18 protein-coding genes are annotated in these 18,381 nt (G+C 65.2%); 12 read left to right on the top strand and 6 right to left on the bottom strand.

The features are described from left to right. Positions 1 to 19 precede the first annotated feature (19 nt). From zwf to C41B8_RS05295, 4 genes are all read left to right on the top strand, one after another. Positions 20 to 1,498: a glucose-6-phosphate dehydrogenase gene (zwf, locus tag C41B8_RS05310; RefSeq protein ID WP_037335127.1), complete on the top strand. Its 1,479-nt coding sequence runs from the start codon at positions 20 to 22 to the stop codon at positions 1,496 to 1,498. 76 nt (positions 1,499 to 1,574) lie between these two features. Next, positions 1,575 to 2,258 (top strand): 6-phosphogluconolactonase, encoded by a 684-nt coding sequence (pgl, locus tag C41B8_RS05305; RefSeq protein ID WP_037335125.1) that lies wholly within the window; start codon positions 1,575 to 1,577, stop codon positions 2,256 to 2,258. Between the two features lie 50 nt (positions 2,259 to 2,308). Then, positions 2,309 to 4,138 carry a phosphogluconate dehydratase gene (gene edd / locus C41B8_RS05300; protein ID WP_037335123.1) on the top strand — a complete coding sequence of 610 codons (1,830 nt, stop codon included), beginning with the start codon at positions 2,309 to 2,311 and terminating at the stop codon, positions 4,136 to 4,138. A 190-nt stretch (positions 4,139 to 4,328) separates the two neighbouring features. Next, on the top strand, positions 4,329 to 4,958 hold the full coding sequence (locus C41B8_RS05295) for a bifunctional 4-hydroxy-2-oxoglutarate aldolase/2-dehydro-3-deoxy-phosphogluconate aldolase (protein ID WP_037335120.1): 630 nt from the start codon (positions 4,329 to 4,331) through the stop codon (positions 4,956 to 4,958). A gap of 118 nt (positions 4,959 to 5,076) precedes the next feature. On the opposite strand, the gene C41B8_RS05290 is transcribed toward C41B8_RS05295, so the two are convergent. The 5 genes from C41B8_RS05290 to glk form a co-directional block, all read right to left on the bottom strand. Further along, on the bottom strand, positions 5,077 to 6,165 hold the full coding sequence (locus C41B8_RS05290; protein ID WP_037335118.1) for an ABC transporter ATP-binding protein: 1,089 nt from the start codon (positions 6,163 to 6,165) through the stop codon (positions 5,077 to 5,079). Between the two features lie 102 nt (positions 6,166 to 6,267). Next, positions 6,268 to 7,152 (bottom strand): carbohydrate ABC transporter permease, encoded by an 885-nt coding sequence (locus C41B8_RS05285; protein WP_051883124.1) that lies wholly within the window; start codon positions 7,150 to 7,152, stop codon positions 6,268 to 6,270. Further along, positions 7,136 to 8,065 (bottom strand): carbohydrate ABC transporter permease, encoded by a 930-nt coding sequence (locus C41B8_RS05280; RefSeq protein WP_037335116.1) that lies wholly within the window; start codon positions 8,063 to 8,065, stop codon positions 7,136 to 7,138. The genes C41B8_RS05285 and C41B8_RS05280 overlap by 17 nt, the downstream gene beginning before the upstream one ends. Before the next feature lie 85 nt (positions 8,066 to 8,150). Next, positions 8,151 to 9,443 (bottom strand): ABC transporter substrate-binding protein, encoded by a 1,293-nt coding sequence (locus C41B8_RS05275; protein ID WP_037335113.1) that lies wholly within the window; start codon positions 9,441 to 9,443, stop codon positions 8,151 to 8,153. Between the two features lie 217 nt (positions 9,444 to 9,660). Then, on the bottom strand, positions 9,661 to 10,653 hold the full coding sequence (gene glk / locus C41B8_RS05270) for a glucokinase (RefSeq protein ID WP_051883121.1): 993 nt from the start codon (positions 10,651 to 10,653) through the stop codon (positions 9,661 to 9,663). 322 nt (positions 10,654 to 10,975) lie between these two features. Between glk and madL the strand changes: the two genes are divergently transcribed. Both madL and madM read left to right on the top strand, forming a co-directional pair. Further along, positions 10,976 to 11,395: a malonate transporter subunit MadL gene (madL, locus tag C41B8_RS05265; protein ID WP_037335108.1), complete on the top strand. Its 420-nt coding sequence runs from the start codon at positions 10,976 to 10,978 to the stop codon at positions 11,393 to 11,395. Next, entirely contained in the window at positions 11,388 to 12,152 is a 765-nt protein-coding gene (madM, locus tag C41B8_RS05260; protein WP_037335106.1) for a malonate transporter subunit MadM, read from the top strand. Before madL ends, madM begins: the two co-directional genes overlap by 8 nt. A 6-nt stretch (positions 12,153 to 12,158) precedes the next feature. On the opposite strand, the gene C41B8_RS05255 is transcribed toward madM, so the two are convergent. Further along, complete coding sequence (locus C41B8_RS05255; protein WP_051883120.1) at positions 12,159 to 13,067, bottom strand: LysR family transcriptional regulator; 909 nt, start codon at positions 13,065 to 13,067, stop codon at positions 12,159 to 12,161. A 117-nt stretch (positions 13,068 to 13,184) separates the two neighbouring features. Between C41B8_RS05255 and mdcA the strand changes: the two genes are divergently transcribed. From mdcA to C41B8_RS05225, 6 genes are read left to right on the top strand one after another with little or no spacing between them, the layout of a single operon-like run. Next, positions 13,185 to 14,843, top strand: coding sequence for a malonate decarboxylase subunit alpha (gene mdcA / locus C41B8_RS05250; RefSeq protein ID WP_037335104.1), 1,659 nt, complete (start codon positions 13,185 to 13,187; stop codon positions 14,841 to 14,843). After that, entirely contained in the window at positions 14,843 to 15,772 is a 930-nt protein-coding gene (locus tag C41B8_RS05245; RefSeq protein ID WP_084188531.1) for a triphosphoribosyl-dephospho-CoA synthase, read from the top strand. The genes mdcA and C41B8_RS05245 overlap by 1 nt, the downstream gene beginning before the upstream one ends. After that, on the top strand, positions 15,753 to 16,070 hold the full coding sequence (locus tag C41B8_RS05240; protein WP_037335102.1) for a malonate decarboxylase subunit delta: 318 nt from the start codon (positions 15,753 to 15,755) through the stop codon (positions 16,068 to 16,070). The genes C41B8_RS05245 and C41B8_RS05240 overlap by 20 nt, the downstream gene beginning before the upstream one ends. Then, positions 16,067 to 16,927 carry a biotin-independent malonate decarboxylase subunit beta gene (locus C41B8_RS05235; protein ID WP_037335098.1) on the top strand — a complete coding sequence of 287 codons (861 nt, stop codon included), beginning with the start codon at positions 16,067 to 16,069 and terminating at the stop codon, positions 16,925 to 16,927. The genes C41B8_RS05240 and C41B8_RS05235 overlap by 4 nt, the downstream gene beginning before the upstream one ends. After that, on the top strand, positions 16,920 to 17,717 hold the full coding sequence (gene mdcE / locus C41B8_RS05230; RefSeq protein WP_037335096.1) for a biotin-independent malonate decarboxylase subunit gamma: 798 nt from the start codon (positions 16,920 to 16,922) through the stop codon (positions 17,715 to 17,717). Before C41B8_RS05235 ends, mdcE begins: the two co-directional genes overlap by 8 nt. Beyond that, positions 17,705 to 18,379: a malonate decarboxylase holo-ACP synthase gene (locus tag C41B8_RS05225; protein ID WP_051883119.1), complete on the top strand. Its 675-nt coding sequence runs from the start codon at positions 17,705 to 17,707 to the stop codon at positions 18,377 to 18,379. The genes mdcE and C41B8_RS05225 overlap by 13 nt, the downstream gene beginning before the upstream one ends. Positions 18,380 to 18,381: the final 2 nt, after the last annotated feature.

The raw sequence follows: 18,381 nt of genomic DNA, 5'->3' as shown, positions 1-18,381 counted from the left end.
ACGCGACAAGAGAGAGACGATGGCCGCCGAATTCGTACCCGTGGATCCGTTCGACCTGGTCATTTTCGGCGGTACGGGCGATCTGGCGCGGCGTAAGCTGCTGCCGGCGCTGTATCACCGTGACCAGGACGGGCAGTTCTCGGACGATAGCCGTATCGTCGCCGTGTCTCGCCAGGACATGAGCGACGAGCAATATGCGCAGTGGGTGCGCGAAGTGCTCGAGGAGCATCTCCCGGACAAGGAACTCGATAACGAGGTTTTTTCCCGGTTCCAGTCGCGACTGGCGCATATCCAGTTGGATGTCGATGACGAAGCCGGCTGGAAGGCTTTCTCCGAACGTTTTGATGACAATGGTCGTATCCGGGCCTTCTATCTCGCAACGGCGCCGAGTCTTTTCGGCAAGATCGCCAACGGCGTGGCTGATGCCGGACTGGTGGACGACCGGGCACGCATTGTGCTGGAAAAGCCGGTCGGCCATGACTACGAGTCCGCGCGCGAGATCAACGACGCGGTCGGTGCGCGATTCGCCGAATCGCAGATCTATCGCATCGATCATTATCTGGGCAAGGAAACCGTCCAGAATCTGATCGCGCTGCGTTTCGGCAATTCGTTGTTCGAGCCGGTCTGGGGCCGTCAGGCGGTCGACAACGTGCAGATTACGGTGGCTGAAAGCCTGGGCGTGGACGAACGCTTCGATTTCTACGAAGCGACCGGTGCGCTGCGCGACATGGTGCAGAACCATATGCTGCAGCTGCTGTGTCTCGCGGCCATGGAGCCGCCGGCCAGCATGAATCACGACGACGTGCGCAACGAAAAAATCAAGGTGTTGCGCTCGCTCAAGCCCATCACCCCGCAAGAAGTACACAAGGTGACGGCCCGTGGCCAGTACGCCGCCGGGATGATCGATGGCAAGGCCGTGCCGGCCTACGGCGCCGCCAACAAGAAGGAGCAGGCCCCGGCCGAGGATGCCGAGGCCGAGACTTTCGTGGCGATCAAGGCGGAGATCGACAACTGGCGCTGGCAGGGCGTGCCGTTCTATCTGCGTACCGGCAAGCGCATGGCGCGTAAGTCGTCGCAGATCGTGGTGGAATTCAAGCCTGTACCGCACTCCATCTTTGGCGAAGAACCTCTACAGCCCAACCGTCTGGTGCTGCGTTTGCAGCCGGAAGAGGGCGTGGAGATGTCGATCATGACCAAGGAGCCGGGCCCGGGCGGCTTCCGGATGCGGAGCCTGCCGCTTAATCTGAGTTTCAGCCAGGCGTTCGAAGTCGCCTATCCGGACGCCTACGAGCGTTTGTTGATGGAAGTGCTGCGTGGCAACCCGGCGTTGTTCATGCGTCGCGACGAAGTGGAAGCGGGCTGGCAGTGGATCGATCGTATCCTGGAAAGCTGGCGGCTCGAGCAGGTCGAGGCACAGGAATACATGGCCGGCAGCTGGGGCCCGACCGACGCGTTCGTCCTGCTCGATCGTGACGGGCGGCGGTGGCACGACAACTGATTGCCAAGGCCGGCGCCTACGCTAACCAGCAGCGAGGCGCCGCCATCGACTTAATCCAGGATAAGGGACCGTTCCCATGGCTGAATTGATCGAATATTCCAGCCGTAGCGAGGCTGCGCGCCAGCTCGCGGCATCGATTGCCGAGCGACTGCGCGGGGCTATTGCCGAGCGTGGCGAAGCCAGTCTTGTGGTCAGCGGCGGGAGCTCGCCGAAAGAGCTGTTCGAATATCTGGCCGGACAGGAGCTGGATTGGTCGCGGGTCACCGTGGTGCCGTCAGATGAGCGCTGGGTGCCGGTCGATGATCCCCAGAGCAACGAGCGTCTCGTGCGCGAGACCTTGCTCGTGGGGCCGGCCGCCCGGGCGCGTTTCGTTGGCCTGTACCGTGAGACCGACAAGCCGGCCGAAGCCGTGGAATCGGTCGCCAAGGCGCTGGTCGACGTCCCGCGTCCGCTGGATGTCGTGCTGCTTGGCATGGGCGATGACGGCCATACCGCCTCGTTGTTCCCCCATGCGCCGGATATCCAGGACTGTCTCGACGAACGGGGCCCTTGCGTGGCGCCGACAGTCGGTCCGCCTGCGCGACTCTCGTTAACCCTGGCGTATCTGACGGACGCGCGCAGTATCGATATTCTGATTTTCGGAACGGAAAAGCGGCGTGTCTTCGAACGCGCGCAAGCCGTCGGACCAGTGGCCGAGTTGCCGGTTCGCGGGGTCCTGCATCTCGAGCGCCCGGTGGCACAGGCCCACTGGGCCGAATGAATATAAACGCCTGGCCGTCGTCGGCCGGGCGTCAGTGAACGGAGGCTGTCATGGCACTCAATCCCGTTATCCACGATGTGACGCAGCGCATTATCGAGCGCAGTCGCGATTCGCGTGCCGATTATCTGGCGCGCATGAACGAAGCCGGGCGGCATGGGCCGCACCGGGGCACCATGTCGTGTTCGAACCTGGCCCACGGCTTCGCGGCTTGCGGCCAGCCTGACAAGGACGCGCTCGCCTCGGACGTACGGCCGAACGTCGGCATCGTATCGGCCTACAACGAAATGTTGTCGGCCCATCAGCCGTTCGTGGAATATCCCGACATCATCAAGAAAGCGGCCTGGGCCGCGGGTGGCGTTGCCCAGTTCGCCGGTGGCACCCCGGCCATGTGCGACGGCGTGACCCAGGGCCAGCCCGGCATGGAGCTGTCGCTGTTCTCGCGCGACGTCATTGCGCTGGCGACCGGGGTGGCGCTCACGCACAACATGTTCGATGCCGCCATCTGTCTTGGCGTGTGCGACAAGATCGTGCCGGGGCTGTTGATCGGCAGTCTCGCGTTCGGTCATCTACCGGTGATCTTCGCCCCCGCCGGCCCGATGACCTCGGGGATGTCGAACCCGGTCAAGGCGAAGGTGCGCGAACGCTTCGCGCAGGGCGAGATCGGCCGCGACGAGCTGCTCAAGGCCGAATCGATGGCCTACCACTCGCCGGGGACCTGCACGTTCTATGGCACCGCGAATTCCAACCAGTTGATGATGGAATTCATGGGGCTGCATCTAGCGGGGACGTCGTTCGTCAACCCGGGCACGCCGCTGCGCCATGCGCTGACGGAAGCGGCGGCGCGCCGCGCGGTGGAAATGACGTCGGTTGCCGACGACGAACGGGCTCGTCGCATGTGCGATATCGTCGACGAGAAATCCGTGGTCAACGGCCTGGTAGGGCTGTTGTCGTCGGGTGGATCGACCAACCACACCATGCACTATGTCGCCGTGGCGCGGGCCGCCGGCATTCAGATTAACTGGGACGATTTTGCCGAGCTGTCCGCGGCCGTCCCGCTGCTCGCACGGGTCTACCCCAACGGCGTGGCCGACGTGAATCACATGCGCGCGGCCGGCGGGATCCAGCTGATGATTCGCACGCTGCTGGATGCCGGTCTGCTGCACGACGACGTCATGACAGTCGAGGGCTACGGCTTGCATCACTACACCAAGGAGCCGTTTCTCGAAAACGGTGAGCTCGCTTGGCGTGAGGGCCCGGCCGCTAGCCACGACGAAGACGTCATGCGTACGGTCGACAACCCATTCGCGCCGACCGGCGGTATCAACGTGCTGCAGGGCAACCTTGGCCGGGCTATCATCAAGACCTCGGCGGTGGACAAGAAATATCGTCGCATCGAGGCGCCGGCCCAGGTCTTTTCCACGCAGCAGGCCGTGCTCGATGCATTCAAGGCCAACGAGCTGAACAAGGATGTCGTGGTGGTCGTGCCGTATCAGGGACCGCGCGCCAACGGCATGCCGGAACTGCACAAGCTCACGCCGAGTCTGTCGGTTCTACTACAGCGCGGCTATCAGGTCGCGCTTGTCACTGACGGTCGTATGTCGGGCGCGTCCGGCAAGGTGCCGGCGGCAATCCAGGTCTCGCCTGAGGCCAAGCTCGGCGGTATGCTCGGCAAGATCCGCGACGGCGACATCATCGTCGTCGACAGCGATACCGGCGAATTGTCGGTCCAGGTCGACCAAGCGGAGTTGGAGGCGCGCGAGAACGTCGCGTTCGCCGATCCGCCGCCCACGGAATACGGTTTCGGGCGCGAACTGTTCGCGCTGTTCCGCCACAATGCCGCCCCGGCCGAGGAAGGTGCGGGCCCGATACTTAACGGTTAGGGGGCGTGTTGATGTCTCGTCCGAGTCCGCGCCGGGCGCTGTTTTGCCGCCAAACCGCGCCCGGCCCTTCGGGCGGGGCCGCCCATGAACAATCAACCACGGGCGCCCGGCGACTCGCGCCTTGCCGTACACGATTTGCGGACGCCAACGCGGCGCTCGTACGACACACCAACATGCCCACGAGGTAAGCATGGCCGATACACTCGCCATCATGAAGATGTCGCCGGTGATCCCGGTGGTCACCATCCATTCGGTCGACGACGCCGTTGCCATGGCGCGCGATCTGTATGCCGGCGGCATCAAGACGATCGAGATCACACGCCGGACGCAGGTTGCCATGGAGGCGGCACGGGCGATTCGGGCCGAGGTGCCCGAACTGTGCATGGGTATTGGCACGGTTTGGACCGAAGCCCAGGCGCGTGAAGCGCTAGACGTCGGTGCGCAATTCATGGTGTCGCCGGGTATCGCCGACGAAGTCGGCGCGGTGTGCCGCGAAGCCGATCTGCCTTACCTGCCCGGTGCACAGACGGTCAGCGAAGTGGCTTATCTCGTCCGCCAGGGGTGGCAGCAGGTCAAGCTGTTTCCGGCTTCGGTCATCGGCGGGCCGACAGCGATCAAGGCCTATGCGGCGGTGTTCCCCGACGTGAAATTCTGCCCGACCGGCGGGATCACGGAGCAGAGCGCGTCGGATTACCTCAAGCTGTCGAGCATTCCATGTGTGGGCGGCAGCTGGCTGGCCAATCCGCCGAAAGGGGACCTGCCGGAAGGCGAGTCGCCGATTCGCGCCGCGGCGGAGCGCGCCGCTCGCCTCGGACGCTGAAGCCGCGGCCTGCACGGCCGGACAGAGCGCCCGCTGCGAGCGCATTGTCGGCCCCCGATGAGAAAAAGCCGGGCATCGTGCCCGGCTTTTTCATGTTCGATCGATACGGCGCGCGTTGTTACGCGATTCGTTCGTCGCTTTGACAGTCGAAGAACACCGCGCGCTCGGTATCGAACGTCAGTGGCATCGTGGTGCCCACGTCCGGTGCGACCGACGGCGTGCATCGGGCGGTGACTTCGATATCGTTGATGTGGGTCAGCAGGTAGGTATCCGGCCCGGTCGGCTCGACGATCTCGATCGGGCAGGCCAGCGCGTTGGCCTCGTCGCCATCGGCCGGTGCCAGATGTTCCGGGCGTACGCCCATCACAACCTTCGACTGGCCGTGCTTGGCCAGTTTGTCCGCGGTGGCTTCGGGTAAGGCGAGGTCGAGACTGGCTTCGGGCGAAGACAGGCGAACGCTGCCATTGGCGAATTCGCACTCGATGAAGTTCATGGCCGGCGAGCCGATGAAACCCGCGACATAGCGATTGGCGGGGTTGTCGTAGATCTCGTGCGGGGTGCCGAGTTGCTGTACCCGGCCTTCGTTCATTACCGCGATGCGGTCGCCGAGCGTCATGGCCTCGATCTGGTCGTGGGTGACGTAAACCATCGCGGTCTTGAGGCGCTGGTGGAGCTGCTTGATCTCGGTACGCATTTCCACGCGCAGCTTGGCGTCGAGGTTGGATAGCGGCTCGTCGAACAGGAACAGCGCCGGATCGCGGGCCAGCGCTCGGCCGATGGCCACACGCTGACGCTGGCCGCCGGACAGTTGCGCTGGCTTGCGGTCGAGCAGGTTCTCGATCTGGAGCATCTTGGCCACGCGCTCGACGGTCTTGGCACGCTCGCCCTTGTCCACGCCGCGCATCTTGAGCCCGAACTCGATGTTCTTGCGCACGTTCATGTTCGGGTACAGCGCATAGAACTGGAACACCATGGCGATGTCGCGTTCGCGCGGGCTGCGGTCGTTAACCGGCGTGTCGTCCAGTGTGATCGTGCCGGAGCTGATCGTCTCGAGCCCCGCGATCATGTTCAGCAGCGTGGATTTGCCGCAGCCGGACGGGCCCACCAGGATCAGGAATTCGCCCTCGGCCATGGCGATGTTGATGTCCTCGAGGACACGCGTCTCGCCGAAGGTCTTGGATACGTTATCGATTTTCAGTACGGCCATGTGATTCGCTTTCTCGTGATGGCGTGGGTTCGCGGAAAGCGCGCGGCCGATAGCTGGCCGCGCGGCAGGTCCGCCCCCTTCATTGAACTTGAGTTCGTGGCGTCAGCCCTTCACGGCGCCGGCGGTCAGGCCGCGCATGAAATAGCGTCCGGCCACGATATACACGACGAGTGTCGGCAGGGCAGTGATGATCGCGCCGGCCATGTCGACGTTGTAGCGCTTCACCCCGGTCGACGATGTGTTGACCAGGTTGTTGAGCGCGACCGTGATCGGATGCTCGCTACCGGAGGTGAACACGACGCCGAACAGGAAGTCGTTCCATATCTGGGTGAACTGCCAGATCACGCAGACCATGAGAATGGGCGTGGAGATCGGCAGGATCACGTGGCGGAAAGTCGCGATGAAACCGGCCCCGTCGATGCGTGCCGCCTTGACCAGTTCGTCCGGAATGGTGACGTAGTAGTTGCGGCAGAACAGCGTGGTGAAGGCGATGCCGTACACCGTATGTACCAGAGTCAGCCCGGCCAGCGAGTTGTCCAGGCCGATCAGGCCAAGCACACGAGCCATCGGCAACAGGAACATCTGGAACGGCACGAAAGTGCCCCCCAGCAACAGGCCGAATACCAGTTCCGAGCCGCGGAAGCGCCATTTCGTGAGCACGTAGCCATTGATCGCGCCGAACAGCGTCGAGAAGGCGACCGCCGGCACGGTAAAAGCGACCGAGTTCCAGAAATAGCGATGCAGACCGGTGCAATCCGAGCCGGTACACGCGTTCGACCAAGCGGACGACCAGGCCCCGGTCGAGAACGGCGCGGGTAGCGAGAACAGGTTGCCGTGACTGATCTGCGGCAGGGTCTTGAACGACGTGATCAGCATCACGTACAGCGGCATCAGGAAGTACAGTGCCGCCAGAACGAGCACGCCGTAGATCAGGAGGCGGGCGATCGGCCCGCCGCGCTGGATTCCGTCTTCAGTGGGACCGGCCATCGCGGCGCTCCTTCAGTTCGGCAATGAGCATCGGCAGCATGGCAAGCGCCACGGCGGCCATCATCAAGGTGGCGGCAGCGGCACCGAGGCCGATCTGGCCGCGGTTGAAGCCGAAGTCGTACATGAAGATGGCGGGCAGCCAAGTCGAATAGCCCGGCCCGCCGTTGGTCAGCGCGATCACCAGATCGAAGCTCTTGATGGCGAGGCTGACCAGCAGAATGATGGCCGAGAAAAATACCGGGCGCAGGCTCGGAATGATGATCGACAGATACACGCGCGGCAGGCTTGCGCCGTCGATCTGGGCGGCCTTGATGATCGAACTGTCGATCCCGCGCAGGCCGGCGAGGAACAGAGCGGTCACGAAACCGGACGCCTGCCACACGGCGGCGATCACCACGGTGTAGATCGCCATGTGGGGGTTGATCAGCCAGTCGAAGGAAAAGCCCGTCCAGCCGAGTGACTGCACGAAGTGCTGCAGACCCAGGCTCGGGTTGAGCAGCCATTTCCACACTACACCCGTCACAACCAGCGACAGGGCGAGCGGATAGAGATAAATGGTTCGCAGCCAGCCTTCGGCCCGGATTTTCTGGTCGAGCATGATCGCCAGGAACAGGCCGATGGCCAGGCAGATCGCGACATACAGAATGCCGAAGATGGCGAGATTGGCCACCGATACCCACCAGATATCGAGCTGGAACAACACCTTGTATTGGCGTAGGCCGGCGAAGTTGTTGGTGGGCAGAAGGGTCGAGTTGGTCAGCGAGAGCCAGATGGTCCAGGCGATGAAGCCATAGACGAAGATCAGAGAAGCCAGACCGCTGGGCACCAGCGAGACTTTGGGCAGCCAGCGATCGAGCCGGCGCCGCCACGGCGTTGCCGCGATCTTGCCGGCGCGAGGCGATGATTCAGCCATGTAGGAATATCCGTTGTACTTTCGGCGCGGGGACGAAAAGGGCCGGCGCCTGACGGCGCCGGCCCGGACTACAAGCGACGATCGCTTACGTCTGCGACATCATCTTGGCCTGCTTGGCCTGCGAGGCCATTTCCTTGGCCGCGTCTTCGGGCGACATGTTCTTGTTGTTGTAGAACTTGGCGATTACGTCGAAGATCGCGCCCTTGACCGCGCCGTTCTCGGCCATGTCCTGGGAGAAGCTCGGCACCAGAGCGTTGTTCTTCTCGGCCGCGGTGAAGTCCTTCTTGGACTGCTTCGCGCAGGCATCGAAGCCCTTGAGCGAGACACCCTCGCGTACCGGGATCGAGCCCTTGGCCATGTTGAACTTGCGCTGGAATTTCGGCGAAAGCGCGGTGCGCGCGAAGGCGTACTGGGCGCTCTTGTCGGAATGCGCGCTCTTGAACATCTCGAACGAGTCGGTGTTGTAGACGAAACCGCTGTGCTCGCCGGGGAAGGCCATACAAGCGATCTGCTTGCCGGGCGTAGCGTTGTCGTTGGTGATCTCGCCCTTGGCCCAGTCACCCATGATCTGCATGCCGGCCTTGCCCTGCACGACCAGGCCGGTGTCATGGTTCCAGGACAGACCCTGGCCGTTCGGGTCCTCGTACTGCTCGATCGTGCGCAGACGCTTGAAGACCTTGGCCATGGTGTCGCTGGATAGCGCGTCCGGGTCGAGATCCACGAATGCCTTGCGATAGAAATCGGCGCCGCCGGTGGCGATCGCGATGGCATCGAACTCGGTGGCGACCTGCCACGTATCACCGCCACCGGCGATCGGGGTGATTCCGGCTTTTTTCAGTTTCTCCAGTGCGGCGACCAGCGAATCCCAGTCGGTCGGCATCTTGGCGCCGGCCTTTTTCAGGACCGACTTGTTGATCCAGAGCCAGTTGATGCGGTGCAGGTTGAACGGCACGGCGACGTAGTGGCCGTCGCACTGCATGCCTTTGGCAACCGGACCCGGCAGAATCTTCGACCAGTGCTGGCTCTTGGCCACCTTGTCGATGTTCATGGTCAGGCCGGTCGTGCACCACTGCTGGATTTCCGGACCCTTGATCTGGGCCGCACCCGGCAGGTTGTTCGACTGGATGCGCGACTTGAGCACGGTACGGGCGTTGGAACCGCCGCCGCCGGACACCGCGTCGTTGACCATCTTGTAACCTTCGTTCGCCAGCATCTGCTGCAGAACGTTCATGGACTTGGCTTCGGAGCCCGATGTCCACCAGTTCAATACGCTGACCGTGCCCTTGTTCTGCGCCGCCATGGCCGCGCTACCCGCGGTCATCGCCGCGATGGACAACCCGATCGTGACGCTCTTGCGAAAGATACTCCGGTTCCTCATGAACTCCTCCCTGTGCCCGTGTTCGGCCCTTGGGCCGCGGCGCTTTCGTTTGATTACGATTGGCTTGTGCGTCGCATACGACGCATTTGTTCAAGCTTCGAGCAAACGTTCGGAGAAAACAACGGCACGAAGGTCTAATAGACCTTCTGGGACCGTGACCAGGTTTGCGTTGCCGCTCGGCTAAGGTCTTGTTCGAAAAAGCGGAGTAGGTGAGGGGCTACAGGTTGTCGAGTGAGGCCAGGGCGCCTTCGAGCGCCGGATATTGCGCCGTCACGATATAGCAGGGCACATCGGCGAGATACTCGGAAAGCCGGCCGTGCGCTTCGAACCGTTGGCGAAAACGGCTCTTGGCAAGAAACGATTGCAGCCGGGGCGCGATGCCGCCGCCGATATAGGCGCCGCCGCGGGCGCCGAGCGTGAGCACCAGATTGCCGGTTGCGGTGCCGAGCATCGCACAGAAGTCGTCGAGCACTTTCACGCAGATATCGCACTCGCCGGCCAGACCACGTTCGGTGATATCCGAAGGCTCGAGTTCCTCCGCGGTCACGCCGTCGAGCTCGCAGTTGGCCTTGTAGAGATTGACCAGCCCCGGCCCGGACAGCACGCGCTCGGCCGATACATGATCGAACTGTCGCGTCAGGATGCCCAGCAGCTCTACTTCGCGTGCGTCGGCCGGGGCCAGGGTGACGTGTCCGCCTTCGCTGTCGAGTGCCCGCCAGCGTCCGTCGAACCGGAATACCCCCGACACGCCCAGACCGGTGCCCGGGCCGATCACTGCCCGTGGCGCGTCCGGGGTTGCGCGGCCGTCATCGGTGATCGGCACCAGCCATTCGCGATCGAGTCGCGGAATGGACAGAGCAAGCGCCGTAAAATCGTTGATGACGTGGAAGTTCTTCACCCCGAGCTGGCGGCCCAGCTCGCGAATCGAGAACGACCAGGGCGAGTTGGTGAAGGCGACGTGATCCTCGTAGACCGCGGTCGCGACCGCAACCGCGGCTGCACGGATGCTGCCGACGTTATGGTTCGAAAGATAATGACGCGCAGCCTCGGCGAGACCGTCGAAGTCCTCACAGCGCAGCGTGTCCTGACCCTGCAGCGCGCCGTAGTCGTCGGCCAGCGCGAACCGCGCGTTGGTGCCGCCCACGTCGGCGACCAGCCGCCATGAACTATCCGGATCACCGGCAAGACCAACACGAGGTTTATCGAACATGGGCGCCACTCGACTGGGATGCGAAACGCCGCATATGAAGCCATAGCTGCCGTGCGAAGGCCAGCGCGGCGCGCCATGACGGGTCGCGACACGGCTCGGATCGATCCGCCGACAAGCGCGCCATGCGGGCGTATTGCCTAGTTTCGACGCGCTGGTGGTGGCCTGTCGCGCTCGACATTAGTTGTACCCCGTAGCGCGCAACAGCGCGCAGTTCCGGCGTTTTTAAGACCAGACTAATTCCGTTAACGGCGACGCGATTGATCGCGGTTGGCGGCCCTGCCGAGATGCGCGGACCGAACCGATAATCGGAGGAGAAAAATCAATGGTCATATACGGCGTGGCATTGCTGGCCGCCTGTCTGCTCATCGGCAAGGCCGTGGGCGAGCTCATCGGCATGGCAATCGGCGTGCATTCGGACGTGGGGGGCGTCGGCATCGCGATGCTGATGCTGGTGTTCCTGGTCTATCGATTGCAGGAAGCGGGCTGTCTGGACATGACTTCGCGCCGGGGCGTGGAGTTCTGGAGCTCGCTCTATATCCCGATCGTGGTCGCCATGGCAGCGAGCCAGAACGTGGTCGGCGCGGTCACCGGCGGGCCACTGGCGATCGTCGGCGGCCTGGTCGTGGTCGGGGTGAGCTTCGCGCTGGTGCCGGTGATTGCACGGCTGGGACGCGGCAAGTATGCCGAGCCATTGCCGCCCATCGAGGACGACGAAACGCGCGAGGCGAATTCCCATGCTTGAGCGCATTCACCATGTCTTCGCCGGCAACGGCCTGATTACGGCCTTTGCCGTGGTCGGTCTGCTGATGCTGGTCTGCAACTTCATCTCGAAATATCTCACCGCGGGCCGCGTCCACGGTTCGGCGATTGCCATCGCGGCCGGCTTGCTGTTGTCCTATTTCGGTGGAATCTACACCGGCGGCAAGCACGGGCTCGCCGACATCGCGCTGTTCTCGGGCATGGGCCTGATGGGCGGCTCCATGCTGCGCGACTTCGCGATCGTCGCGACGGCGTTCGGCGTCGACGTCAACGAACTCCGAAAGGCCGGCTCCAACGGCGTGATCGCCTTGTTCCTGGGGTTGTTCGTGCCGTTCACGCTGGGCGGCATGATGGCCTATGCCTTCGGCTATACCGACCCGGTGGCCGTGACCACGATCGGCGCCGGCGCGGCGACTTACATCGTGGGGCCGGTCACGGGCAGTGCCATCGGTGCCGGCTCCGACCTGATCGCGTTGTCGATCGCCATCGGTCTGGTGAAATCCATCTCGGTGATGATCATCACGCCCGCGGTGGCGCGTCTGATCTCGTTGAACAACCCCTCGGCCGCTCTGGTCTTCGGCGGCATGATGGGCACCACCAGCGGCGTGGCCGGCGGACTGGCCGCGACCGACGCCCGGCTCGTGCCCTATGGGGCGATGACGGCGACGTTCTACACCGGTTTCGGCTGCCTGCTGGGGCCGTCGGTGTTCTATCTGGTGGTCCGCATGTTGCTAGGGTAGATCGGCTCAGCTGGCGGCCGTGGCCTCGCGGGCCGCGGTCTCCAGCGCCATGATGGCCTCGTCTCCGGCGCGCGAGGCGAGATAGCACAGCCCCAGCGTCTGGGCGACACGTTGTTCGCGTTTGACCCGCGAGAACTGGAGCGCGCCCGGGTAGAGCTGGCTGATGCGCCCGGGCAGCAGGGCGAGCCCGACACCGCCGCGCACCAGCGACGACAATGTGAAGATATCGTTGGCCCGCAGGGCCACACGCGGCGTGACGCCGGCCTGCTGAAACATGCGATAGGCATCGCGGCCCGACGAGAATTCCTGCGACAGCATGACGAACGATTGCCCGGCCCAATCGCGCAGATCGACCGGCGTGCGTACGGGGGCGCTGTCGCGCGGGCTGGTCAGATACATCTCGTCGTCGAACAGATCGATCACGCGTCGGCTGCGCCCGCGATCGATATCGTGTACGCACATCACCGAGGCATCGATCTCACCGGCGGCGAGCTTGTCCTCGAGATCGGTGTTCGAGCCCAGTACCAGTTCGATATTGCAGCCGGGTAGCGACGCCTGAATGGCCGTAATGATCTGCGGCACGAGCTCGATCGTGAGCGAATACAGCGAGCCGATGCGGAACGTGCGCGGCGCGATGCCGGCGGCCTGGCGGGTGGCATCCACGCTGCGCTGAATACCATCGATGATGTCCGCGGCATGGGCTTCCAGCACGGTGGCCGAGGCCAGCGGCTCCAGCGCCCGCCCACGATGGGCGAACAGCGGCGCGCCGACGGCGGTTTCCAGCGAGTGGATCGCCTTGTGCACGGATACGCTCGATAAGCCGAGGGCTTCCGCGGCCCGGGCCAGATTGCGCTCGCGCATGAACACCAGAAAGATTTCCAGCTTGCGCAGGGTGATTTCGTCGCTGCCGCTCACCAGCGTCGCGCCTCCTCGATGGTTTTTCGTCGACGTTAATAAACCTAACGCGAGCTTGATTGATCGCCCGGGTTCCCGCTTCTATGGTCGCTCGACCGGCCCACGCGAATCGGCGGCATGAGCGGACCACACGATACACGCAACTGGAACACCCGCGGTGAGGACAAGGCCGAGCGCCTGGCCGCGGCCGCGCCTTACCTCGACGGCAAGCTCGCCCGGCGCGAATCGATCGCCGACGTGCTGTATGCCTGTATTCGCTCTCACGACCGGGTGATCGCCGAGGGCAATAACCAGAAACAGGCCGATTTTCTCTCGCGGGCGCTAGCCGATCTCGATCCCGAGCGCGTGTACGATCTGCACATGATCCAGCCCAGCGTCGGCCGCCCCGAGCATCTGGCCGTGTTCGAGAAAGGTATCGCCAAGAAGTTGGATTTTGCCTTTTCGGGCACGCAGAGCCATCGTATCGGCGCGTTGATGATGGACGGCACGATCGAGGTCGGCGCCATTCATACCTATATCGAGCTCTATGCGCGCCTGTTCGTGGACCTCACGCCGCGGGTGGTGCTGGTGGCGGCCTTCGCCGCCGATCGCGAGGGTAATCTCTATACCGGGCCGTCCACCGAGGACTCACCGGCGCTGGTCGAAGCAGCAGCATTCTCCGACGGTATCGTGATCGCCCAGGCCAATCGCATCGTCGACGATGTCTCGGGCCTGGCCCGGGTCGATATTCCCGGGTCGTGGGTCGATATCGTGGTCGAGGCCGACCGCGATTTCTATATCGAGCCGTTGTTCACCCGCGACCCGCGCGCCATCACGCCGGTCCAGATCTTCATGGCGATGATGGCGCTCAAGGGCATTTATGCCGAGCACGGCGTCACCTCGCTCAACCACGGTATCGGCTTCAACACGGCGGCGATCGAACTGTTGCTGCCGACCTTCGGCGAACGCCTCGGCCTGCGCGGCAAGATCGCCCGCAACTGGGTGCTCAACCCGCATCCGACGCTTATCCCGGCGATCGAATCCGGCTGGGTGGAATCGGTGCATTGCTTCGGCACCGAGCTCGGCATGGAGCATTACGTGGCCGCACGTCCGGATGTGTTCTTCACCGGCCCCGACGGCTCGCTGCGCTCCAATCGCGCGTTCTGCCAGCTCGCCGGCCAGTACGCCGCCGACATGTTCATCGGTGCGACGCTGCAGATCGACCCGGACGGCAACTCCTCGACCGTGACCGAGTCGCGTGTCTCCGGCTTCGGCGGGGCGCCCAACCTGGGCAGCGACGCCCGCGGGCGCCGGCATGCCACGCCCGCCTGGGCCAACCTCGCGGCCCCGGGTGATCGGCTGGGCCGAGGCCGCAAGCTGGTCGTACAAATGGTCGAGACCTTCCAGGCCGGCTTGAAGCCCACCTTCGTCGACCAGCTCGACGCAGTGAAGGTGGCCGAAAAAGCCAATCTCGAGGTCGCCCCGGTGATGGTCTATGGCGACGACACCACGCATCTGCTCACCGAGGAAGGGCTGGCCTATCTGTACAAGGCCGAATCGCTTGCCGAGCGCCGGGCGATGATCGCCGCGGTGGCCGGCGTGACGCCGCTGGGTCTGGCGGCCGATCCGGCCACCAGCGCGCGCTTGCGCGCCGAGGGCAAGATCCGGCTGCCGGAGGATCTGGGCGTCTCCCGGACTGAAGCAACTCGCTCACAGCTCGCGGCGTCGAGCATCGCCGACCTGGTCGACTGGTCGGGTGGTCTGTATGAACCGCCGGCCCGCTTCAAGAGCTGGTGATGCGACGCCTGGATTTCGATGCGACCGGCGCGGCCGGCCCGAGTTCTCCCGCGGTCGAACTGGCCGCTCTGGCCGCTCTGGCCGTCTCGGCCTTGCGGGACGAGGTCGACCTCACCCCTAAACCCGGTCTGGTGGATCGCGCGACCCGCGGTGCGCATCGCGACATGGATCATGCGCTGATGGTCGCCTCCGCACAGGCGTTGGAGCCAGGTTTCACCGCGATTGCACGCGCCGCAGAGTCTGAGTCGGATCCGGTCGCGTTACGCGCCGCGCTCGGCGCGGCCGGGCGCGATGCCGAGGCCGCGATGATGCGGGTTACCCGAGGCGTGAACACACACCGCGGGGCCATCTGGGCGCTCGGCCTGATCGTGGGCGCGGCTGCTGCGCTGCCGCGTTCGCAGTGGCGGGCTGCCGTATTGCTGCGCTGGGTGGCGACCATGGCGGCGATCGACGATCCCGCGCTGGCGGCGCCGCGCCGGGTATCCAACGGGGCGCGGGTGGTCGCGCGTTACCGGGTCGCCGGCGCCCGCGGCGAAGCCATGGCCGGTTTCCCGCAGATTGTCGAAGCCGGGTTGCCGGCGCTTCAGGCCGCCCGCGCGATGGGCGCGAGCGAAACGGCCGCGCGACTGGATGCGCTGGCTGCGCTCATCGCGGTGCTCGACGACACCTGTGTGCTGCATCGAGCCGGCCCCGATGGGTTGGCGAGCGTGCAGGCGGCCGCGGTCACGGTCGCCGAACGGGGCGGCGCGGCGAGTCCCGCCGGGTGCGAGGCGCTCGCGCAGCTCGACCGCTTGTTTCTGGAACTGAACGCCTCGCCGGGCGGCGCCGCCGATCTGCTGGCGGCCACGCTGCTCGTCGATCGTCTTGAAACCACGGCCGGGCCGGGCCCGGACGTGCAGGAGACAGACCATGCAAACGCTATCGCTTGAATACCCGGCCGGTGATCCGCCACCCCGGCGTGCACTGGCCGGCGTCGTCGGTTCCGGCGACCTGGAAGTGCTGCTGGAACCAGGCTCCGCCGGCCGATCCACAGTAGCCGTGCGGACCTCGGTGGACGGCGTGAACGAGATCTGGACAGCGGTGATCGACCGAATTTTTGCCGACGACAACGGCCCCGCCGTGGCGGTGGAGATCAACGATTTCGGTGCCACGCCGGCGGTGGTGCGGCTGCGGATCGCGCAGGCGATGGAGCAGGCCACCCGGCAGAGCGACGGAGCCACGCCATGAATACGGCGGAACTGCTCGAACGCGAGAGCTTCGTGGAGCTGCCGGCGCGGGCGCGGGTGGAGCGGCTGCTGGATGCCGGTACGCGGCGTGAGCTGGTCGGGCCGTTCGAGCGGCTGAGCTCGCCATGGCTGGCCAAGCAGGACATTGTCACCCAAGCCGACGACGGCGTGATCATCGCGCGCGGCACGATCGACGGCACAGCGGTGGTCGTGGCGGCGATCGAGCCGGCGTTCCAGGGCGGCTCGATGGGCGAGGTTGGCGGCGCCAAGATCGCCGGCGCGCTGGAGCTCGCGGCCGACGATGCAGCCGCCGGCTCGCCGGTCGTCCCCGTGCTGTTGCTGGAAACCGGCGGCGTGCGTCTGCAGGAAGCCAACTGTGGCCTGGCGGCCATCGCCGAAATTCATGCCGCGATCGTCGCGCTGCGCGAGTTCGTGCCGGTCGTCGGTGTGATCACTGGCCCGGTGGGTTGTTTCGGCGGCATGTCGATCGCGGCCGGGCTGTGTTCGCATCTCATCGTCACGCGGGAAGCACGGCTTGGACTCAATGGCCCGCAGGTCATCGAACAGGAAGCCGGCATCGAGGAATTCGATGCCCGCGATCGCCCCATGATCTGGAGTCTGCTCGGCGGCGAGCAGCGCACGGCGACCGGGCTCGTGGACGCACGCGTCGACGACGACCTTACCGCGATCCGGGCCCAAATCGCCGCCGCCGTGACGCAGGAACCGGGCCCGCTGCACCGCACCGCCGATATCGCGACCTGGGAGGCGATGCTCGACCATATCGACCCGGCCGAACGCGCCGAGGCCGGCGACGTACGCGCCGCGTTCGCGCGGTATTTCGGAGGTTGTCATGACTGATGTGCGATCGCTCGGCGCCCGCTGGCTGGACGCCCTGACCGATGGTGCCGCGCCGTTGTCCGGTTATCCGGCCAGCGTGCGCGTGGTCGACGGTGAGTTGGACGGCCGCGCCGCCCGCTTCATTGCCGTTGTGCCCGACCCGGCGAGCCGCTATCCGCGAGCGCGGGCCGGCGAAGTGGGCCTGGCCGAGGGCTGGGCACTGGCGCGGGCCGTGCGTGACGCGATGGACGCGGATGCCGATGCCAGCGTCCGGCGGGCGATCGTGGCCGTAATCGACGTACCGAGCCAGGCCTACGGCCGCACCGAAGAAGCCTATGGCATTCATCAGGCGCTGGCGGCAGCGGCCGAGGCGTATGCCCGGGCGCGGCGCGCCGGGCACCCGGCGATCGGGCTGATCGTCGGGCGTGCCATGTCCGGCGGTTTTCTGGCCCATGGCTATCAGGCCAATCGGCTGATCGCATTGTCCGGCGACTCGGTGCAGGTCCATGCCATGGGCAAGCAGGCGGCGGCGCGCATCACCCAGCGCAGCGTCGAAGGCGTCGAGGCGCTGGCCCGCACCATCACGCCCATGGCCTACGACATCGACAGCTATGCCTCGCTGAGGTTGTTGTATCGGCGGCTCGACGTGCCGGCCGAAGACCCGGGCCAGGCCGAGACCGTGCGCCGCGCGCTGAGCGAGGCGCTCGACGACATCGGCGATACGCGCGATCTGGCCGATCGTTACGAACGTGAGGGCCGCGCGGCCTCGATGGAGGTCCGGCGCCGGCTACGCGAGCAGTGGGCCGGGTAAAGGACCTGAACGGGGGCGATTACAGTCGTCCGCGCGATCGGGCGCCGATCTTCCGGCCGCATGATCTGGTGCACATCGCGCCCGAGGCGCTGCAAAACGAGGCGCCGGACTGGGCACGGGCCGTGCTCGCCAACGGCGAACCGGTGGTGGTGCGACGCGGTTGGCGCGACGGCAATCGGCTTCCCGTGGGCGTGCGCGGCGCGAGTCGGGATCGCCGCCATGCGATGCAGGTGGCGCCCGAGCATATCTGCGGTGCCGTCATTACGCCGGAATCGCTCGTCGAGAGCGCCGCTCCGCAGCGCGCCGCCGACGTGCCGGCTCTGGCAGCGCTGGTCGAATTACGGGCGCTGATGACGCCGTGGGCCGGTGCCTGGGGCATCGGCGGGGCGGTGGGCTATGAGTTGGCCTCCGGCGTGGCCGCCTGCCATGAGGATTCCGATATCGATCTGCTTCTGCGCCTGCTCGAACGGCCGGATACCGCCGCCTTGCGCCGGCTTGCTGCGCAACTGGCCGAGTTGCCGGTCCGTTGCGATCTCCAGATGGAAACGCCGGCGGGCGGTGTTGCGCTGGCCGACTGGTTGTCCGAAGCAGCCGACGTGCTGGTCAAGTCGGATCAAGGGCCTTATCTGGCGGCCGATCCCTGGCGTCGTGGCAACCTGTAAGC

The organism is Salinisphaera hydrothermalis C41B8 (assembly GCF_000732535.1).
In the GTDB taxonomy this organism is placed as follows: Bacteria; Pseudomonadota; Gammaproteobacteria; order Nevskiales; family Salinisphaeraceae; genus Salinisphaera; species Salinisphaera hydrothermalis.
The sequence above is the reverse complement of the archived record's forward strand: the minus strand, read 5'-3'. Positions and strand labels throughout refer to the sequence as shown.